Source organism: Pseudomonas sp. SWRI68 (assembly GCF_014269165.1).
Taxonomy (GTDB): Bacteria; Pseudomonadota; Gammaproteobacteria; order Pseudomonadales; family Pseudomonadaceae; genus Aquipseudomonas; species Aquipseudomonas capeferrum.
On record NZ_JABWRU010000011.1, the window covers coordinates 123,247 to 138,627 of the forward strand.

Sequence of the window (15,381 nt, forward strand, 5' to 3'; positions counted from 1 at the left end):
GATCAGATGTGGTAGATGTCGATGACCTGACGCACGTAGTCGTTCTTCAGCACCACCTTCTTGGCCTGGATCAGCGGTTGCTCGCCGCGCAGGTCAAGGGTGTAGAAGCTGCTGCCGAAGTAGCTGTCGGTGGTCTTGTAGCGAAAGCTCAGGGTGTGCCAGTTGAAGCGCACCTGGCAGTAGCCCTCGCTTTGCTCGACGATCTCGATGTTGCTGATGTTGTGCGAGGTGCGGGTATCCGGCACGGTCGCACTGGAGCGCTCGGTCTTGATGCGGAACACCCGGTCCTCGAGGCCGCCACGGTTGCCGTACCAGATCAGCGATATCTCGCTTTGCGGGTCGGTGGTGAGGCGGTCGTCATCGTCCCAAGCCGGCATCCAGAAGCTGGCGTCGGCGGCATACATCTCCAGCCACTGGTCCCACTGGGCATCGTCCAGGTAGCGCGCTTCGCGGTAGAGGAAGTCGCGCACGGTTTCGTAGAGGCTCATTGCACGGCCTCCACGGGGATCAGTTGCTGGTCATCCTTGAGCGCCTGGATCATGGTGTCCTGCCAGTACTTGTGCTGCAGCACGAACAGGCCTTCGTCCTCGGTGCGCACACCCGACAGCAGCGGTTTGAGCTCGATTTCGCGGGCTGCCTCGTCGGCGCCTTCGACCCAGTGCGCCGCGCCGCGGGACATGTCGTTCCAGCCGGTACCGCCGCCGTAGCCGGTCTGGCACGAGCGGAACTCTTCCAGGTCGTCCGGGGTGGCCATGCCACTGACGTTGAAGAAGTCCTCGTACTGGCGGATGCGCTTGGCGCGGGCATCGGTGCTTTCGCCTTTGGGCGCAATGCAGTAGATGGTGATTTCGGTCTTGTTCACCGAAATCGGCCGGGCAATGCGGATCTGCGAACTGAACTGGTCCATCAGGTACACGTTGGGATACAGGCACAGGTTGCGCGAGTTTTCGATCATCCAGTCGGCGCGTGCCTGGCCGAAGTCGGCAACCAGCTCATCACGGCGCTCGAATGCCGGGCGGTCCTCGGGGTTGGCCCAACGGGTCCACAGCAGCAGGTGGCCGTGGTCGAAGGAATAGAAGCCCCCGCCTTGCTTGGCCCAGGCACCGGCGCTCATGGTCTTGATCTCGTCACCCGACTCGCGCTGTTTGCGCTGGTTCTGGGTGGCAGCGTAGTTCCAGTGCACGGAGCTGACGTGGTAGCCGTCGGCGCCGTTCTCGGCAGTGAGCTTCCAGTTGCCTTCGTAGATGTACGAACTGGCGCCGCGCAGCACTTCCAGGCCTTCAGGCGACTGGTCGACGATCATGTCGATGATCTTGGCCGACTCGCCCAGGTGCTCCACCAGCGGTTTGACATCGGCCTTCAGGCTGCCGAACAGGAAGCCCCGGTACGATTCGAAACGCGCGACCTTGGTCAGGTCGTGGGAGCCATCGCAATTGAAGCTGTCGGGGTAGCCGGCGTTGCTCGGGTCTTTGACCTTGAGCAGTTTGCCGCTGTTGTTGAAGGTCCAGCCGTGGAACGGGCAGGTGTAGCTGGCGCGGTTGCCGCGTTTGTGCCGGCACAGCATGGCACCACGGTGGCTGCAGGCATTGAGGAAGGCATTGAGCACCCCGTCCTTGTTGCGCGCGATGAAGATCGGTTGGCGCCCCATGGTCAGGGTGAGGAAATCGTTCTTTTCGGGGATCTGGCTTTCATGGGCCAGGTAGATCCAGTTGCCCTCGAAGATGTGTTTCATCTCCAGGTCGAACAGCCGTGGGTCGGTGAACATCTCGCGCTTGCAGCGGTAGATGCCCTGTTCACGGTCGTCCTCGAGCATGGCATTGAGGTAGTCGAATCCCAGGGACATGGCCAGGGTCTCCATTGTTATTGTTCAGACCATGTCAGGTTAGGGATCGAGGCGTGGTGGCAATATCCTTTTCGTGCAGAGTGCTATCCGCTTTGTGCACATCAACCGCGGTTGCGCAGCGTCACCGAGGGCAATACCCCATAGCGCTGGCGGTAGGTTTCCGAAAAGCGTCCCAAGTGCAGGAAGCCATAGTCCATGGCAAGCTCGGTCACACTCCTCACGCTGCAACTGGCATCGCTCAGGCATGCATGCACCCGCTCCAGCTTGCGCAGCCGCACATAATGTTTGGGCGTGGTACCTAGGTGCCGATCAAACAGCGCATACAGCGACCGCAAGCTCATGCAGGCCTGCTCTGCGAGCACCTCGGCTGACAGTTCAAGCTTCAGGTTGCGCTCGATGTAATCCAGTATCCGCTCCAGGCTCGCCGCCGGCGCATTCAGGCTTTCGCGCCGAATGTTGGTGCTCATCAAGGTCAGCAGTTTGCTCGCGACAATCTGGCTGTAGTGCCCTTGCACACGGGGCAACGGCTCATTCACCTCGGCTTCATGGCAGACCATGGCCAGCAGGTTCACGAACCCGTCCAGCTCCTCCAGCCGGTAGTGGTTGCGCAAGAACCGCACGCCGCCATCAGGCCGCTGCCAGCGGTGCTCGTCACAGATCGAATCGAGCAACCGGGTCGGCACCTTGAGGATGAATTTCTCGCAGTCTTCCGAGTAGGTCAGGTCAACCGGGTCGTCAGGGTTGATCAGCAGCAGCTCGCCGGGCACCAGGTGATGCTCGCGCTGGTGCCCGCGCCACAGGCAGTTGCCGTTGAGCAGCACCTGCAGGTGGTAGATGGTTTCCAGTGCTGGCGAGGTGACGCGCACGCTACCGCCGTAACTGATGCGGCACAGGTCGAGTTCGGCGAACTTACGGTGGCTGAGGCTGGCCTGGGGATGGGTGGTGCGGGACAAGCCGATGCAATGCTGGCCCACGTGCTGGTTCACATAGTCGGACACAGCATAGGGGTCGGCATGATGAAACACGCTACTGCGCTCGCTCAGCAGGCGGCTTTCCATAGGCAAGGCACTCGGTTTCGTTATTGTTCTGGGCGCCGCTCCCTACGGGCTTGTGGCCGGTGGTTGCGGTCGTTCACGGTCATTCTATCGGGCTGGGCGCAGGGAATTGGGGCAGGCGACAGCCGGTGAATGGCCACACTTAAGCAAAAAGGCGGGGGTTGGGCAATGCGACGATTGGAATGGGCGGGCGGATAGCGGACAAGGCGCCAATGCCCAATGTTCGATTACCGAACACAATTATGCGCTCTGCTGCACCGCCCAACCTTGGCTGCGCGCCCGGAACTGGCGCGGGGCGATGGCGAACAGCTCGCGAAAACGCCGGTAGAAATGCGGAAAACTCACAAACCCACTGGCTACCGCCACCTCGGTCAGTGACTTGCTGGTGTGTTGCAGCAGCTGGCGTGCATGGGTCAGGCGCAGCTCCAGGTAATAGCGCGGCGGTGTCGCCTGCACATGGCGGCGGAACAAACGCTCCAGGTGACGACGCGACAACCCCGCATGCTCGGCAATTTCGTCGATGCCGATCGGGTCTTCGATATTGGCATGCATCAACTCAAGGGCCAAACGTACACCCTTGGGCAGGCTCGGGTCTATTTCCGCTGCGCTGGCCGGCGCATCACTCATCACCCGCGCGCGGTCGCACGCCAGCATCTGCTCCACTGCCCGGCGCAATACCGGGCCGCCGCTGTGTTCAAGCAACGCCAGCATCATGTCCAAGGCACTGCTGGCGCCCGCGCAGCTCAAACGCCGGCGGTCCAGTACATGGGCTTGGCGGCTGACCCGCACCTTGGGGTACAGCTCGCTCATCATCGCCCGGCCATCGGGGTGGAAGGCGCAGTCGTGATCATTGAGCAGGCCCGCCTCGGCCAGGAAGTAGGCGCCGTTCCACAAACCGCCGAGCTGGCAGCCATGCAGGTCGGCCTGGCGCAACTTGGCGCGCAGCAGCGGCGCGCTTTCCAGGCGCACCCGAAACCCACCGCACACCAACAGGCTGTCCAGGGCCTGCACATCCAGCTCAGCCAGTGGCGTGTTGACCGGCAAGGCGATGCCCAGGTCGCTCATGACCTGCGCCCCATCCCCTACCACCTGGATCTGAAACAGTGGCGTGGCGCTCATCAGGTTGGCGGTGACCAAGGTGTCCATGGCGGCGGTGAAGGCCATCATGGAGAAGTGCTCGCGCAGCACGAAGGCGACGCGTTGGCACGGCATCGACAGCGCGGTGCGGCCAGCCGCGTCCAGGTGGGCCAGGTTGGCGTTCTTGAGGGTGCTTTCGAAATGGCTCATGGTTTCAACTCTACTGCGAAAATCGCGGTGCCCTTCATCGCAGGTGAACCCGCGATGAAGCCAACACCGATGGACCAGGTTACTTGCTGGCCTGGGTCGCCGCTGCGCGCGACGCCTGCAGCCATTCATCGAACTGCTGGCGGTGCGCCGCCACCCACTCCTTGGCATGCCGGGTGATGTCGGCAGGCTTCTTCTCGCCCTGCTGCATCTTCAGGTTCTGCGCGCTCTCGTCAGCCGTGGTGATCTGCATCAGTGACAGGAACTTGGTGGCCGCCGGGTTCTCTTCGGCAAACTCCTTGTTCATCACAGCCTCGACCTTGTCGACCGCAAAGCCCAGGTTCTTGCCCTTGTACATCGTGTCGACCGCGTTGTTGCCATCGGGCAGGTCGGTCTTCGGCACTTCCAGCCAGACCACATCCTTGTCCTCGACCAGCACGGTGGAAATCCACTGTGGCACCCAGGTGAAGTACAGGATCGGCTTGCCTTCCTTGTAGCGGGTGATGGTGTCGGCCATCAGCGCAAAGTACGAGCCCTGGTCCACGTGCACGCTATCGCCCAGGTCGTAGGCCTTCATGTGGTGGGCGATGACCAGCTCGCAGCCCCAGCCGGGGTTGCAGCCGGTGAGGTTGGCCTTGCCATCGCTGTCGGTGTCGAACAACTTGGCGATCTCTGGCTTTTTCAGGTCGGTGATGTACTTGATGTGGTACTGCTCAGCGGTCTTCTTGTCGATCAGGTAGCCCTGCAGCACGCCCGGCATGATGTCGCCGGCCTTGACCATCACGTCATTGCCACCGGCCTGCTGGTAGAACTTGTCGTGCAGCTTGTCCCACAGGTGCACGGTGAAGTCGGCATCGCCGTTGGCCAGCGCCACCATCATTACGCCGTATTCGGTTTCCTTGGGTTCCTGGACCTTGTAGCCCAGCTCGCGCAGGCCCTCCATGGCCACCTCGCCACGGAAGCGCTCCTCGGCAATGGAGGGGAAGATCGGCGTCACCTTCACGCCTTCGCCCGGCTGGTCGGCCGAAGCGTTGGCGCACAGCGAGGCGACAACCAGGGCCAAGGCACTGGCGCCTTGCAGGATGCTGCGGGAAAACATGGATTCCAACATCGTCGCGTACCTTCTTGTGGTTTTTATAGCGTGTGCGGCAGTTCGAAATGGGGTTGTGTCAGGCGGTCTTGCGCCGCCCTGCAGCTTGCCCTGCACCGCACAGGCGCAGCACCACGCCCACCGGCCCGGTGTGGTACCAGCGCAGGCTCGGGTCGGCGCTGCTGCGCGCGCCCATGGCCTGGGTCAGGCGGTCGAGGAAGATCGCCAGCAGCACCAGCCCGACGCCACCGACCGTGGCCAGGCCCATGTCCAGCCGGCCGATGCCGCGCAGCACCATCTGGCCCAGGCCGCCGACCGAGATCATCGAGGCGATCACCACCATCGACAGCGACAGCATCAGGGTCTGGTTGAGCCCGGCCATGATGGTCGAGGTGGCCAGCGGCAGTTGCACCCGGGTCAACATCTGCCGCGGCGTGCAGCCAAAGGCGCGGGCGGCTTCGATCTTGTCTTCCGGCACCTGGCGGATGCCCAGGTTGGTCAGGCGTACCAGCGGTGGCAAGGCGAAGACGATGGTCACCAGCACGCCCGGCACGTTGCCGATACCGAACAGCATCACCACCGGCACCAGGTAGACGAACGCCGGCAGCGTCTGCATGGCATCGAGCAGCGGGCGAATGATACTTTCCAGGCGGTTGCTGCGGGCGCAGACGATGCCCAGCGGAATACCGATCACCGCGCAGAAGAACACCGAGGTGAGCACCAGCGCCAGAGTGGTCATCGACTCCGACCAGACGCCAATCAAACCGAGCAGGGTCAGGGTGACGAAGCACAACAGCGCCATGCGCTTGCCGGCCAGCTGCCAGCCGAGCAACGACGACAGCAGGATGCCAATGGTGGGTGGAATGCTCTGCAGGGTGAACTCGATGCCATTGAGCACCTGGTCGATCGGCCAGCGAATGGCGCGGAACACCTCGCGGAAGTTGTGCACGAGGAAGTTGAGGGTGGCGGTGACCCAGTCACCCAGGGGGATGGTGGCCGCCTGGAACGGGTCGAGCAGGCTGAATTCGGGCATGGGACAACCTCGCGTAGGTTCAGTGGCGGCTCAGGGACTGCAACGGCGCGCTGTTTGCCAGGCTGGCGCACTGGCAGCGGCTATTGAAGGTCTTGAAGAACGCGCGTACATAGTCGTTGGCCGGCTGGTTGATCAGCGCTTGCGGCGTGCCGATCTGCACCACCCGGCCGCCCTCCATGATCGCGATGCGGTGGCCAATGCGGATAGCCTCCTCGATGTCGTGGGAAATGAAGATGATGGTGCGCTGCTGTTCGGCCTGCAGGCGCATCAGTTCGCCCTGCATCTCGCTGCGGATCAGCGGGTCGAGGGCCGAGAACGCTTCGTCCATCAGCAGGATGGTCGGGTCGTTGGCCAGCGCGCGGGCCAGCCCTACCCGTTGTTGCATGCCACCGGAAAGCTGGTGCGGGTAGCTGTGCTCGTGGCCGGCCAGGCCAACCTGGCTCAGCGCTTCGCGGGCACGGCTGTGGCGCTCGGCTTCGCCGACGCCGGCGATTTCCAGGCCAAAGGCCGTGTTCTGCAGCACGCTCATGTGCGGCATCAGGGCAAAGGACTGGAACACCATGCCCATTTCCTTGCGGCGCACATCAAGCAAGGCTTTATCGGACAGCCCGGTGATTTCACGGCCGTTGAGGTGGATGCTGCCAGAGGTGGGTTCGATCAGGCGGTTGAACAGCCGCACCATGGTCGACTTGCCCGAGCCTGACAGGCCCATGATGACGAAGATTTCGCCACGCTTGACGGAAAAGCTTGCATCGAACACGCCGACGACGTGGCCGGTCTTGCTGAAGATTTCGTTCTTGTCGGCGCCCTTGCGGAGCATCTCCATGGCCATGTTCGGGTTGGGGCCGAACACTTTGAAGATGTTGTTTACCGAAAGAATCTCATCGGCATGGCTCATACGACCCTCTTTATTATGCTTATAACCAATCTATCAACTTCGCACTTTCAATAAGGCGGGTAGATCAGTGCGAGTACGCTTGGCAGTCCGTTCAAAATCGAACGTGAGTCAAAACCGGCACGCAGAAAGTCCTGCTTCAAAAAGTTATTCGACATCGATGTCTCAATGTCGCGCCGGTATTTCACGTTATGCCTAGCTCCAGAGCGGGTCCAACGACATTTGCAGGGCGCTAACCATTACCTGAGGTTATCAATTGGGCGGCAGCCCCGGTGGCAGAGCGCTTGTGCATTTACCGTAGGGTGCGCAAAGGCTAGAGTGAGGGCCTTGGCTAGACGAAGGACCCCACCCCAGCACCATGGTCAGACACTCCGAACCCGATCAGACCCTGCTCAAGATGCCTTCGCTGCGCGCGGTCAAAGTGTTCGTCGCGGCCGCCAAATACCAGAACTTCACCCGTGCCGCCGAAGCGCTGTGCGTGACCCAAGCGGCGGTAAGCCGGCAGATCCGCGAGCTGGAGACCTACCTGGGTGCCGAACTCTTCACCCGGGTCGGCCGCGCGGTGGAGCTGACCGTGGCCGGGTCGATCTTCTTCGATGCGGTGCAGTTATCGTTCGTCAACATCTCCCAGGCGGCCGAGCGAATCCGCAGCAATACCAACACCAAGCACGTGGTCACCCTGTGCTGCTCACCGGCGTTTGCCGCCTTGTGGCTGGGGCCACGGATGCCGAAGTTCTTCGACGAGAACCCGGATATCGACATCAACCTGGTGACCACCCAGAACTTTCTGTCGATGGAGCCTGGGGTGCGGCCGGACATCTACATCACCAAACTGGGCAAGATCCAGGCGGGCTATAGCTGCCACCCGCTCAACCATGACCTGATCTACCCAGTGTGTAGCCCGCACTACCTGGCCCAGCACCCGCAGCTGGCCACCCTGGAAGGCATTCGCGATGGCTCGCTGCTCAACCTCAGCCCTTATGGCCGCTCGCAGGTGGCCGAACACGTGGACTGGAACGTCTGGTTGGCGTTCCATGATGTCGACCTGAAAAGCCGCTCCAGCACGGCGCCGCATTTCTTCAATGCCAATGACTACAACCTGCTGGTGCAGCTTGCCTTGGGCAGCCAGGGCGTGGCGTTGGGCTGGCACCATCTGGTGGCCCCGCTCGTTGCCCAAGGGTTGCTGGTGCGGCCGGTGGCGCAGCAGTTGGAGCTCAAGGACACCTTCCACTTCCTGGCCTTCAACGAAGACAAGGAACATGAGCCCAGCTGCCGGCGGCTGCGCGACTGGCTGCTGTCAGCGTTCCAGCCGCTGTTGTAGAGCGGCCTTGCGTCGCGCAAAGGCGCAGCTACCGCTCGGCGTTTTTCCCGACATCCAACCCCATGCATCTGGTACAACCGCGCCATGCCGACTTTCTTCCTTACCCACCTGCGCCGCCGTTGGCTCACCTGGCTGTGCGCCACCCTGCTGGTCATCGGCCTCCCCACCGGCTGCGCCGTTCTGCAACACAAAGAGCGCGAGCTGGTGTTCCGCATCGAGCCGGGCCAGGCCAGCTGGTTCCGCGGCCTGCCCAGCGGGGTGCAGGAACTTGACCTGCGCCCGCACAGCTTCACCGACAACCAGAGCCTGCACGCCTGGTGGTGGCCGGCTAAACGCGCCGATGCGCCTGCGATCCTGTACCTGCACGGCGTGCGCTGGAACCTTACCGGGCAATTGTTCCGCATCGAGCAGTTGCATGCCATGGGCTATTCGGTGCTGGCCGTGGATTACCGCGGCTTTGGCCAGAGCCGTGGCGGCCTGCCCTCCGAGGCGACGGTGTACGAAGATGCGCAGATCGCCTGGGCACGCTTCGCCCAGCTGCAACCTGATGCCAACAAGCGGTTGATCTTCGGCCACTCCCTGGGGGGCGCGGTCGCGGTCGAGCTGGCCACGGCGCTTGCACGGCAAGCCCACAAGGACGGCAGCCCGCCCCCCGCTCGGGGTTTGATACTCGAATCCACCTTCACCTCCCTGGGCGACGTCGCTGCGGCTGTTGCCGATACCACCCTGCCCGTGCGTTGGCTGATGTCGCAAAAATTCGATTCGCTGGACAAGATCAAGGACGTAGGCCTGCCGTTGCTGCTGGTGCACGGGCTGGACGATCGCTTTGTACCCTCGCGGTTCAGCCGACAGCTGTTCGACGCAGCGCAAGAGCCGAAGACCTTGTTACTGGTGCCGGGGGCTACCCACAACAACAGCATGAGCCTGGCAGGGCAACGGTATCGGCGGGCGATTCAGGCGTTGTTGTGAAGGCAGGGCAATCACTGCACCGGCAAAAAATTCATCAGCAACAGGCTTTGCGCATAGTTGAGCCCGATCCGCCGATAGCGCTCATCCAGCAGCTCTGCGAGCAAATCCAGGCGCGCGACGATCTTGCCGAACTCAACGGCGAAACTCAGGTTGCTGCCCTCCTCCGAAATCTCGTTGGAGAACAGCAACAGCACGCCATTGGCATCCTGGCGCTGGCTGAGCATCCAGGTGGCCTTCTCGATATTACGCGCCGCGTTGTTGACGAACAGCGGGTCGATGGTGTCGGTCATGTAGAACTCGGAGCGCCCGCCATGGGCGGTGATCAACATGCTGCCGATGGCGTAGATGAACGCACCGACCCGATCGCCACGAAACTCCGGGCTCAGGGCGTAACTCAGGGCCGCAAGGTCGCGCCGATTGCCCAACTGCGCCAAGGGTTGTCGCTGCTCGATGGCGATGCGGATCTGCCGCTCGGCCGTGGCGGCATCGACGTAGCCGGACATCTTCCACTGGTTCGGGTTGCGCAGGTACAGCTTGTTCATCAGCAGGTACAGGCTTTGCAGGTTGTCGCGCATGGACAGCGTCGCCAGGCGGTCGACACTGGTCTGGAACAGCTCGCTGGGCTTGCCGTTGCCAAACTGGCTGACGATGTCACGGCCCTGCTCCTGGGTGCAGGCACACAGGCAGGTCAAGGCGCCTGCCAGCAGCAGGCCGGGGAAGGTTTTGAAAGGGCTTGCAACCATCGGCACCGGGTCGATATTCGGCGGCGGCACCGGGGATCAGCGCGGCCTGGCCAAGCATAGAGCGCACAAACCGGAAAAAGTGCGATGGTTGCGGTAACCGGGTATCAGGACTGGCCCCGCGAAGAGGCCGCCATCGACAACACAGCACTTACAGGGCGTGGCGCAGCATCTCCACCATCTGCGCATGCAATACCGGGTCACCACACGCCACCACACAGCCGCCATGCTGCGCCGAGCTGCCGTCCCAAGCCGTGATCAGCCCGCCCGCCCCTTCGATGATCGGCATCAATGCCTGCACGTCATACGGCTGCAGGCTGGCTTCGACGATCACATCGACAAAGCCCGAAGCCAGCATGCAGTACGCATAGCAGTCACCACCATAACGCATCAGCCGGGCCTTGCCGGCAACCGCCTCGAAGGCCGCCTTGCGTTCGGCGGTGTCGAACATGTCCGGCGTGGTGCACATCAGCGTGGCCGAGGCCAGGTCGGCGCAGGCACGGGTCTTCAGCGGGGTGCCGCTGCTCCAGGCACCTTGCGGGGTGCCGACGAAGCGTTCGCCAGTGAAGGGCTGGTTCATCACGCCTACGACCGGGCGTACACCGTCGTTCAGGGCAATCAACGTGCCCCACAGCGGCAAGCCGGTGATGAAGGCGCGGGTGCCGTCGATGGGGTCGAGCACCCAGGTCAACGGGCTGGTCCCCACCGCCACGCCCTGCTCTTCACCCAGAATGCCGTGCTCGGGGTAGCGGGCCTGGATCAGTTCGCGCATGGCGTCTTCGGCCGCCTTGTCGGCCACCGTCACCGGGTCATACAAGCGCCCGCCCTTGTCCTCGACGTCCAGGCTGGCGCGAAAATACGGCTTGATCGCCAGCGCGGCGGCATCAGCCAGCTGCTCGGCAAAGGCGCGGTATTCGACGATCTGTTCAGCACTCAGGGACATGGGGCAGGCCTCTTGAAGATAGTGGGGCCAGCATCATACCCGACAAGCCGCGCCGCACCAGCCGCCCAGCAACATGGCCACTATTATGACATTATCGCCACTTCATTTAACCGTCACCCAATCGTTGTACTAGGATACCCATCACCTCCCGAATGCGGCCCAGGATGCGGGCCAGCAGGCAGACGGGGATTTGCACCACCGAACCTCATGGATGACACGATGAATTCGCACCTGCTCTACCCGCAAATTGGCAAAGTGATTGCCAGCACCGGCAGCCGCCAGTTCCCGCGCATGCTGCACGACCTGATCCAGGCCCACCTGACCATCGATGCCACGCACATACGCCTGTTGCCAATGGCACCGGCCGGCTATAACAGCCACGCCACCCTGATCGACGAGACGGTGTTTTCCTCGGACGAGCCGCCGGCCAGGGATTTCAGCGACCCTTCGCGCTTGCACATGATCCGCCGCAAAGGCGATTCGCGCTATGAGATCCATGTCCTGCGCGCCGACTCGACCTACGGGTTTTCGGCCTTCGAACGCAACCGCCTGGACGATATCTCGCCGCTGCTGTTGCCGATGCTGGAGAAACACATCAATGCCTTGCAACCCGCCCCAGAGCGCCCCCCCCAGGAGAGCCTGGAGCAGCGCTTTACCGACCGCCTGGGGCAATCGGGGCTGAAGTTGTCAGAACGTGAGTGCCAGGTGTGCCTTGGCCTGCTGGCCGGGCATACCGCCCCGGAGCAGGCCGAGCGGTTGGCCTTGAAGGTGAATACCGTCGAGAGCTATTTGCGCCGGGCGGCGATCAAGCTGGGGATCAGCGGGCGGCATTCGTTGATGCGCTGGATGTATACCGCCGATTGATCATGTGTTGCCTGTCACGGCCTCTTCGCGGGGCAAGCCCGCTCCCACAGAGTAAGCACAGTCTCTGTAGGAGTGCAGTCCACTCTGTGGGAGCGGGCTTGCCCCGCGAAGAGGCCGTGACAAGGCAAAACTCAATCCCGCGCCAACGCCTCGATCGGATCAAGCCGCGCAGCATTGCGCGCCGGCACAAACCCGAACAACACGCCAATCAAGGTCGAACAGGCAAACGCCATCACGATCGAGGCTGGCGAGAACACCATCTCCCACTGCTTGACGAACAACTCGAACAGATAGCCGATCCCGTACGACAAACCAATGCCAACCACCCCGCCAAACAGGCAGACCATCACCGCCTCTACCAGAAACTGCTGGCGGATATCCGACTGCCGCGCCCCCACCGCCATGCGAATACCGATTTCCCGGGTGCGTTCGGTCACCGACACCAGCATGATGTTCATCACCCCGATACCCCCGACCACCAGCGAGATCACGGCAATCAGCGACAGCAGCAAGGTCAGCGAGCGGCTGGTCTTCTGCACCGTCTGCATGATGCTGTCGAGGTTGTTGGTAAAGAAGTCCTTGGTGCCGTGCCGTTGCAGCATCAGCTTGGTCACCTCCTCCTCCACCCGCTTGCTCGGCACGCCGTCCTTGATGCGCACGCTGATGCTGTCCAGATGGCGCTGGCCGAGTACGCGGCCAGCGGCGGTCTCGTAGGGCACCCAGATGTTCAGCTGGTTGCTGGCGACGAACAGGTTCTTGTTCTCGGCCGTGACGCCGATCACCGTGCACGGCAGGTTGCCTACCAGGATCACCTGCCCGAGCGGGTCGACATGGGGGCCGAACAGCCGCTTGCGGGTGTTGTGGTCGATCACCACTACCTGGGCCTGGCGCCGGGCGTCGTCGGCACTGAACACGATGCCTGCAGCCAGGGGTATGTTGCGCACCTGGAAGTAGTGTTCGCTGACGCCATTGAGCTGCACGTCGACGTCCAGGTTGCGGTAGCGCACCAAGGTGCTCTGGCCGATCACCGGGGTGGCACTGTCAACGTAGTACAGCGCGTTGAGCGCGGTCACGTCGGCCGGCACCAGGGTCTCGATGGTCTTGGCCCGGCTATCACCGAAGTTGCTGCCCGAATAAATATCGATGGTGTTGCTGCCGATCGCCTGGATGTCCTTGAGCACATAGCCCTTGGCGCCCTCGCCGATGGCCGAGATGGACACCACCGAAGTGATGCCGATGACGATCCCGAGCATGGTCAGCAAGGTGCGCATGCGGTGCGAGATCAAGGCGATCCAGGCCATCTTGAAGGCCTCGCGGAACATCCCCAGGCTGGCCACCAGGCGCCGGGCAGGTTCGACGGCCCGTGGCGGCTCCGCGGCCGGGGTGGGCACGGCCGCCGTGCCGGTGCGCCGGTCGCTGACAATCTGCCCGTCGCTGACCTCGATGATCCGTTCGGCATGGGCGGCGACCTTGGGGTCGTGGGTGACCAGGATCACCGTGTGCCCGGCCGCATGCAGCTCCAGCAGGATGTTCATCACCTCTTTGCCGCTGGCAGTGTCCAGCGCACCGGTCGGCTCATCGGCGAGGATCACCTGGCCGCCGTTCATCAGCGCCCGGCAGATACTTACCCGCTGCTGCTGCCCCCCGGAAAGCTGGCTGGGGCGGTGCCCCAGGTGCCCTACAAGGCCCAGACGCGTGAGCAACTCACGTGCCCGCGTGTGGCGCTGCCCTTGTGGGGTGCCGGCATACACCGCAGGGATCTCGACGTTGTGCAGGGCATCCAGGTGCGGCAGCAGGTGGTAGCGCTGGAAGATGAAACCGAAGTGGTCGCGGCGCAGCGCTGCCAGGGCGTCATCGCCCAGCGTGCGGGTCTCCTGCCCGCCAACCTGGTAGCTGCCGCTGCTGGCGTTGTCCAGGCAGCCGAGGATGTTCATCAAGGTCGACTTGCCCGAGCCTGATGCGCCGATGATCGCCACCAGCTCGCCACTGTGAATCTGCAGGTCGATGCCCTTGAGTGCCAGGAACTCGCGGTCGCCTGCCAGGAAGCTGCGGCTGACGCCCTGCAGGCGCAATAACGGTTCGCCGTTGCCGTTGGCCACGGCCAGGGGCGCGCTCAGCTCGACATTCATGTTCATGCTCACGCCCCTGCTTCGCCGGACACCGGCTCACCAATCACCACCCGATCACCTTCGGCCAGGCCGTCCTTCACCTGTACCTTGACGTTGTTGTTGATCCCCGCCTGCACGTTGCGCACCTGGGCAAAGCCCTTGGCATCGAGCACCCGCACCGGGAAGCTGCCGTCGCCATTGCGTGCGCCCAGCGCTGCCACCGGCACGGTCAGCACCCCTTGGGCGGTGTCGAGGACGATATGCACCTGGGCCGTCATCGAGATGCGCAGGCGATGCTCGGGGTTCGGCACTTCGAACAGCGCGTTGTAGAACACCGCACCATTGGGTTTGGCGGCGCTGCCATCGCTGTTGTCGGAGCTTTGCGCGTAGTTCTGCGGGGCAGGCTCGGTGCCGCGCAGCTTGGCGTAGTAGCGTTTGTCTTCGCCCAGGATAGTGAAGTACACCTGCTGGCCGGGGCTGATGTGGATCACATCGGCTTCGGACACCTGCGCCTTCACGGTCATGGTGTCGAGGTCGGCCAGCTTGAGCAGCACCGGGGCCAGTTGGTTGGCGATCACGGTCTGCCCTTCCTGGGTGACGATGCCCACCACATGGCCGTTGATCGGCGCATTGATACGGGTGTAACCCAGGTTGACCTTGGCGGTGTCGATTTCGACCCGGGCACTTTGAATCTGCGCATCGAGCGAGCGCACGGCGGCCTGCTGCACTTCGTACTCCGACTCGGCATTCTCGAAGTCCTGGCGCGACACCGACTCGTCGGCCTGCAGTTCGCGATAACGCTCATACACCCGCCGGGCCTGCTTGAGCTGGGCCAGGGTCGAACGCCGTTCGGCCTGCAGCTTGTCCTCGTCGACTTCGGCCTGGCGCAAGGTGTTGCGCAGCACCAGCGGGTCGATCTCGGCCAGCCACTGGCCCTCGCTGACCTTGTCGCCCAGCTTGACCTTCAGCGACCTGAGCTGGCCCGAAACCTGGGCACCGACGTCCACCTGCTTGATGCCCTCCAACGTGCCGGTGGCCAGCACGGCGTTCTCGATATCGCCACGCTCGACCGTGGCGGTGATGTACTGCGGCGGCTTGGCCGGGGCCTGGATGGCATACAGCGTGATGCCGGCCACCAGGGCCACGGCGATGCCGAGGCCGAATTTGCGGAATCTGGACTTTTCCATGAACACTCACTTTCTCTCGGGATTCGCATAACCCGACCCCAGCGGGGTC

14 protein-coding genes are annotated in these 15,381 nt (G+C 62.9%); 3 read left to right on the forward strand and 11 right to left on the reverse strand.

Going from position 1 to position 15,381, the window contains the following annotated elements:
* Nucleotides 1-2 precede the first annotated feature (2 nt).
* The 7 genes from benB to HU770_RS17480 all read right to left on the reverse strand — a co-directional run bounded on the left by benB (nucleotide 3) and on the right by HU770_RS17480 (nucleotide 7,203).
* Nucleotides 3-488 (reverse strand): benzoate 1,2-dioxygenase small subunit, encoded by a 486-nt coding sequence (gene benB / locus HU770_RS17450; protein ID WP_186664583.1) that lies wholly within the window; start codon nucleotides 486-488, stop codon nucleotides 3-5.
* Entirely contained in the window at nucleotides 485-1,843 is a 1,359-nt protein-coding gene (benA, locus tag HU770_RS17455) for a benzoate 1,2-dioxygenase large subunit (protein ID WP_047583601.1), read from the reverse strand. Before benA ends, benB begins: the two co-directional genes overlap by 4 nt.
* Before the next feature lie 101 nt (nucleotides 1,844-1,944).
* Nucleotides 1,945-2,901, reverse strand: coding sequence for an AraC family transcriptional regulator (locus HU770_RS17460; protein WP_186652973.1), 957 nt, complete (start codon nucleotides 2,899-2,901; stop codon nucleotides 1,945-1,947).
* 237 nt (nucleotides 2,902-3,138) lie between these two features.
* Nucleotides 3,139-4,185 carry a GlxA family transcriptional regulator gene (locus tag HU770_RS17465; RefSeq protein ID WP_186652971.1) on the reverse strand — a complete coding sequence of 349 codons (1,047 nt, stop codon included), beginning with the start codon at nucleotides 4,183-4,185 and terminating at the stop codon, nucleotides 3,139-3,141.
* A gap of 79 nt (nucleotides 4,186-4,264) precedes the next feature.
* On the reverse strand, nucleotides 4,265-5,293 hold the full coding sequence (gene proX / locus HU770_RS17470) for a glycine betaine/L-proline ABC transporter substrate-binding protein ProX (protein ID WP_186664585.1): 1,029 nt from the start codon (nucleotides 5,291-5,293) through the stop codon (nucleotides 4,265-4,267).
* 58 nt (nucleotides 5,294-5,351) lie between these two features.
* Nucleotides 5,352-6,305: a glycine betaine/L-proline ABC transporter permease ProW gene (proW, locus tag HU770_RS17475; RefSeq protein ID WP_186652967.1), complete on the reverse strand. Its 954-nt coding sequence runs from the start codon at nucleotides 6,303-6,305 to the stop codon at nucleotides 5,352-5,354.
* A 19-nt stretch (nucleotides 6,306-6,324) separates the two neighbouring features.
* On the reverse strand, nucleotides 6,325-7,203 hold the full coding sequence (locus HU770_RS17480) for a glycine betaine/L-proline ABC transporter ATP-binding protein (RefSeq protein WP_271910504.1): 879 nt from the start codon (nucleotides 7,201-7,203) through the stop codon (nucleotides 6,325-6,327).
* Nucleotides 7,204-7,558: 355 nt separating this feature from the next.
* Here HU770_RS17480 and HU770_RS17485 point away from each other — a divergent pair, with 355 nt between their 5' ends.
* Together HU770_RS17485 and HU770_RS17490 are read left to right on the forward strand one after the other, a co-directional pair.
* Nucleotides 7,559-8,521 carry a LysR family transcriptional regulator gene (locus HU770_RS17485; protein WP_047583596.1) on the forward strand — a complete coding sequence of 321 codons (963 nt, stop codon included), beginning with the start codon at nucleotides 7,559-7,561 and terminating at the stop codon, nucleotides 8,519-8,521.
* 84 nt (nucleotides 8,522-8,605) lie between these two features.
* Nucleotides 8,606-9,490 (forward strand): alpha/beta hydrolase, encoded by an 885-nt coding sequence (locus HU770_RS17490; protein WP_186664587.1) that lies wholly within the window; start codon nucleotides 8,606-8,608, stop codon nucleotides 9,488-9,490.
* Nucleotides 9,491-9,501: 11 nt separating this feature from the next.
* Here the strand turns inward: HU770_RS17490 and HU770_RS17495 are convergent, their stop codons facing one another.
* Both HU770_RS17495 and hisN read right to left on the reverse strand, forming a co-directional pair.
* A complete protein-coding gene (locus tag HU770_RS17495; protein ID WP_186664589.1) occupies nucleotides 9,502-10,233 on the reverse strand; it encodes a hypothetical protein in 732 nt (243 codons plus the stop codon).
* 148 nt (nucleotides 10,234-10,381) lie between these two features.
* Nucleotides 10,382-11,173 (reverse strand): histidinol-phosphatase, encoded by a 792-nt coding sequence (hisN, locus tag HU770_RS17500; protein WP_033697704.1) that lies wholly within the window; start codon nucleotides 11,171-11,173, stop codon nucleotides 10,382-10,384.
* Between the two features lie 219 nt (nucleotides 11,174-11,392).
* Here hisN and HU770_RS17505 point away from each other — a divergent pair, with 219 nt between their 5' ends.
* Nucleotides 11,393-12,037: a helix-turn-helix transcriptional regulator gene (locus HU770_RS17505; protein WP_186652962.1), complete on the forward strand. Its 645-nt coding sequence runs from the start codon at nucleotides 11,393-11,395 to the stop codon at nucleotides 12,035-12,037.
* 131 nt (nucleotides 12,038-12,168) lie between these two features.
* On the opposite strand, the gene HU770_RS17510 is transcribed toward HU770_RS17505, so the two are convergent.
* Together HU770_RS17510 and macA are read right to left on the reverse strand one after the other, a co-directional pair.
* Nucleotides 12,169-14,166, reverse strand: coding sequence for a MacB family efflux pump subunit (locus HU770_RS17510; protein ID WP_186664643.1), 1,998 nt, complete (start codon nucleotides 14,164-14,166; stop codon nucleotides 12,169-12,171).
* An 8-nt stretch (nucleotides 14,167-14,174) separates the two neighbouring features.
* Nucleotides 14,175-15,332, reverse strand: a complete 1,158-nt coding sequence (macA, locus tag HU770_RS17515; protein ID WP_186664591.1) for a macrolide transporter subunit MacA — start codon at nucleotides 15,330-15,332, stop codon at nucleotides 14,175-14,177.
* Nucleotides 15,333-15,381 lie beyond the last annotated feature (49 nt).

Coding starts and splice junctions, on each gene's coding strand:
- benB (WP_186664583.1), bottom strand. CDS start 488: ATGAGCCTCTACGAAACCGTGCGCGACTTCCTCTACCGCGAAGCGCGC.
- benA (WP_047583601.1), bottom strand. CDS start 1,843: ATGTCCCTGGGATTCGACTACCTCAATGCCATGCTCGAGGACGACCGT.
- HU770_RS17460 (WP_186652973.1), bottom strand. CDS start 2,901: ATGGAAAGCCGCCTGCTGAGCGAGCGCAGTAGCGTGTTTCATCATGCC.
- HU770_RS17465 (WP_186652971.1), bottom strand. CDS start 4,185: ATGAGCCATTTCGAAAGCACCCTCAAGAACGCCAACCTGGCCCACCTG.
- proX (WP_186664585.1), bottom strand. CDS start 5,293: ATGTTGGAATCCATGTTTTCCCGCAGCATCCTGCAAGGCGCCAGTGCC.
- proW (WP_186652967.1), bottom strand. CDS start 6,305: ATGCCCGAATTCAGCCTGCTCGACCCGTTCCAGGCGGCCACCATCCCC.
- HU770_RS17480 (WP_271910504.1), bottom strand. CDS start 7,203: ATGAGCCATGCCGATGAGATTCTTTCGGTAAACAACATCTTCAAAGTG.
- HU770_RS17485 (WP_047583596.1), top strand. CDS start 7,559: ATGGTCAGACACTCCGAACCCGATCAGACCCTGCTCAAGATGCCTTCG.
- HU770_RS17490 (WP_186664587.1), top strand. CDS start 8,606: ATGCCGACTTTCTTCCTTACCCACCTGCGCCGCCGTTGGCTCACCTGG.
- HU770_RS17495 (WP_186664589.1), bottom strand. CDS start 10,233: ATGGTTGCAAGCCCTTTCAAAACCTTCCCCGGCCTGCTGCTGGCAGGC.
- hisN (WP_033697704.1), bottom strand. CDS start 11,173: ATGTCCCTGAGTGCTGAACAGATCGTCGAATACCGCGCCTTTGCCGAG.
- HU770_RS17505 (WP_186652962.1), top strand. CDS start 11,393: ATGAATTCGCACCTGCTCTACCCGCAAATTGGCAAAGTGATTGCCAGC.
- HU770_RS17510 (WP_186664643.1), bottom strand. CDS start 14,166: ATGAATGTCGAGCTGAGCGCGCCCCTGGCCGTGGCCAACGGCAACGGC.
- macA (WP_186664591.1), bottom strand. CDS start 15,332: ATGGAAAAGTCCAGATTCCGCAAATTCGGCCTCGGCATCGCCGTGGCC.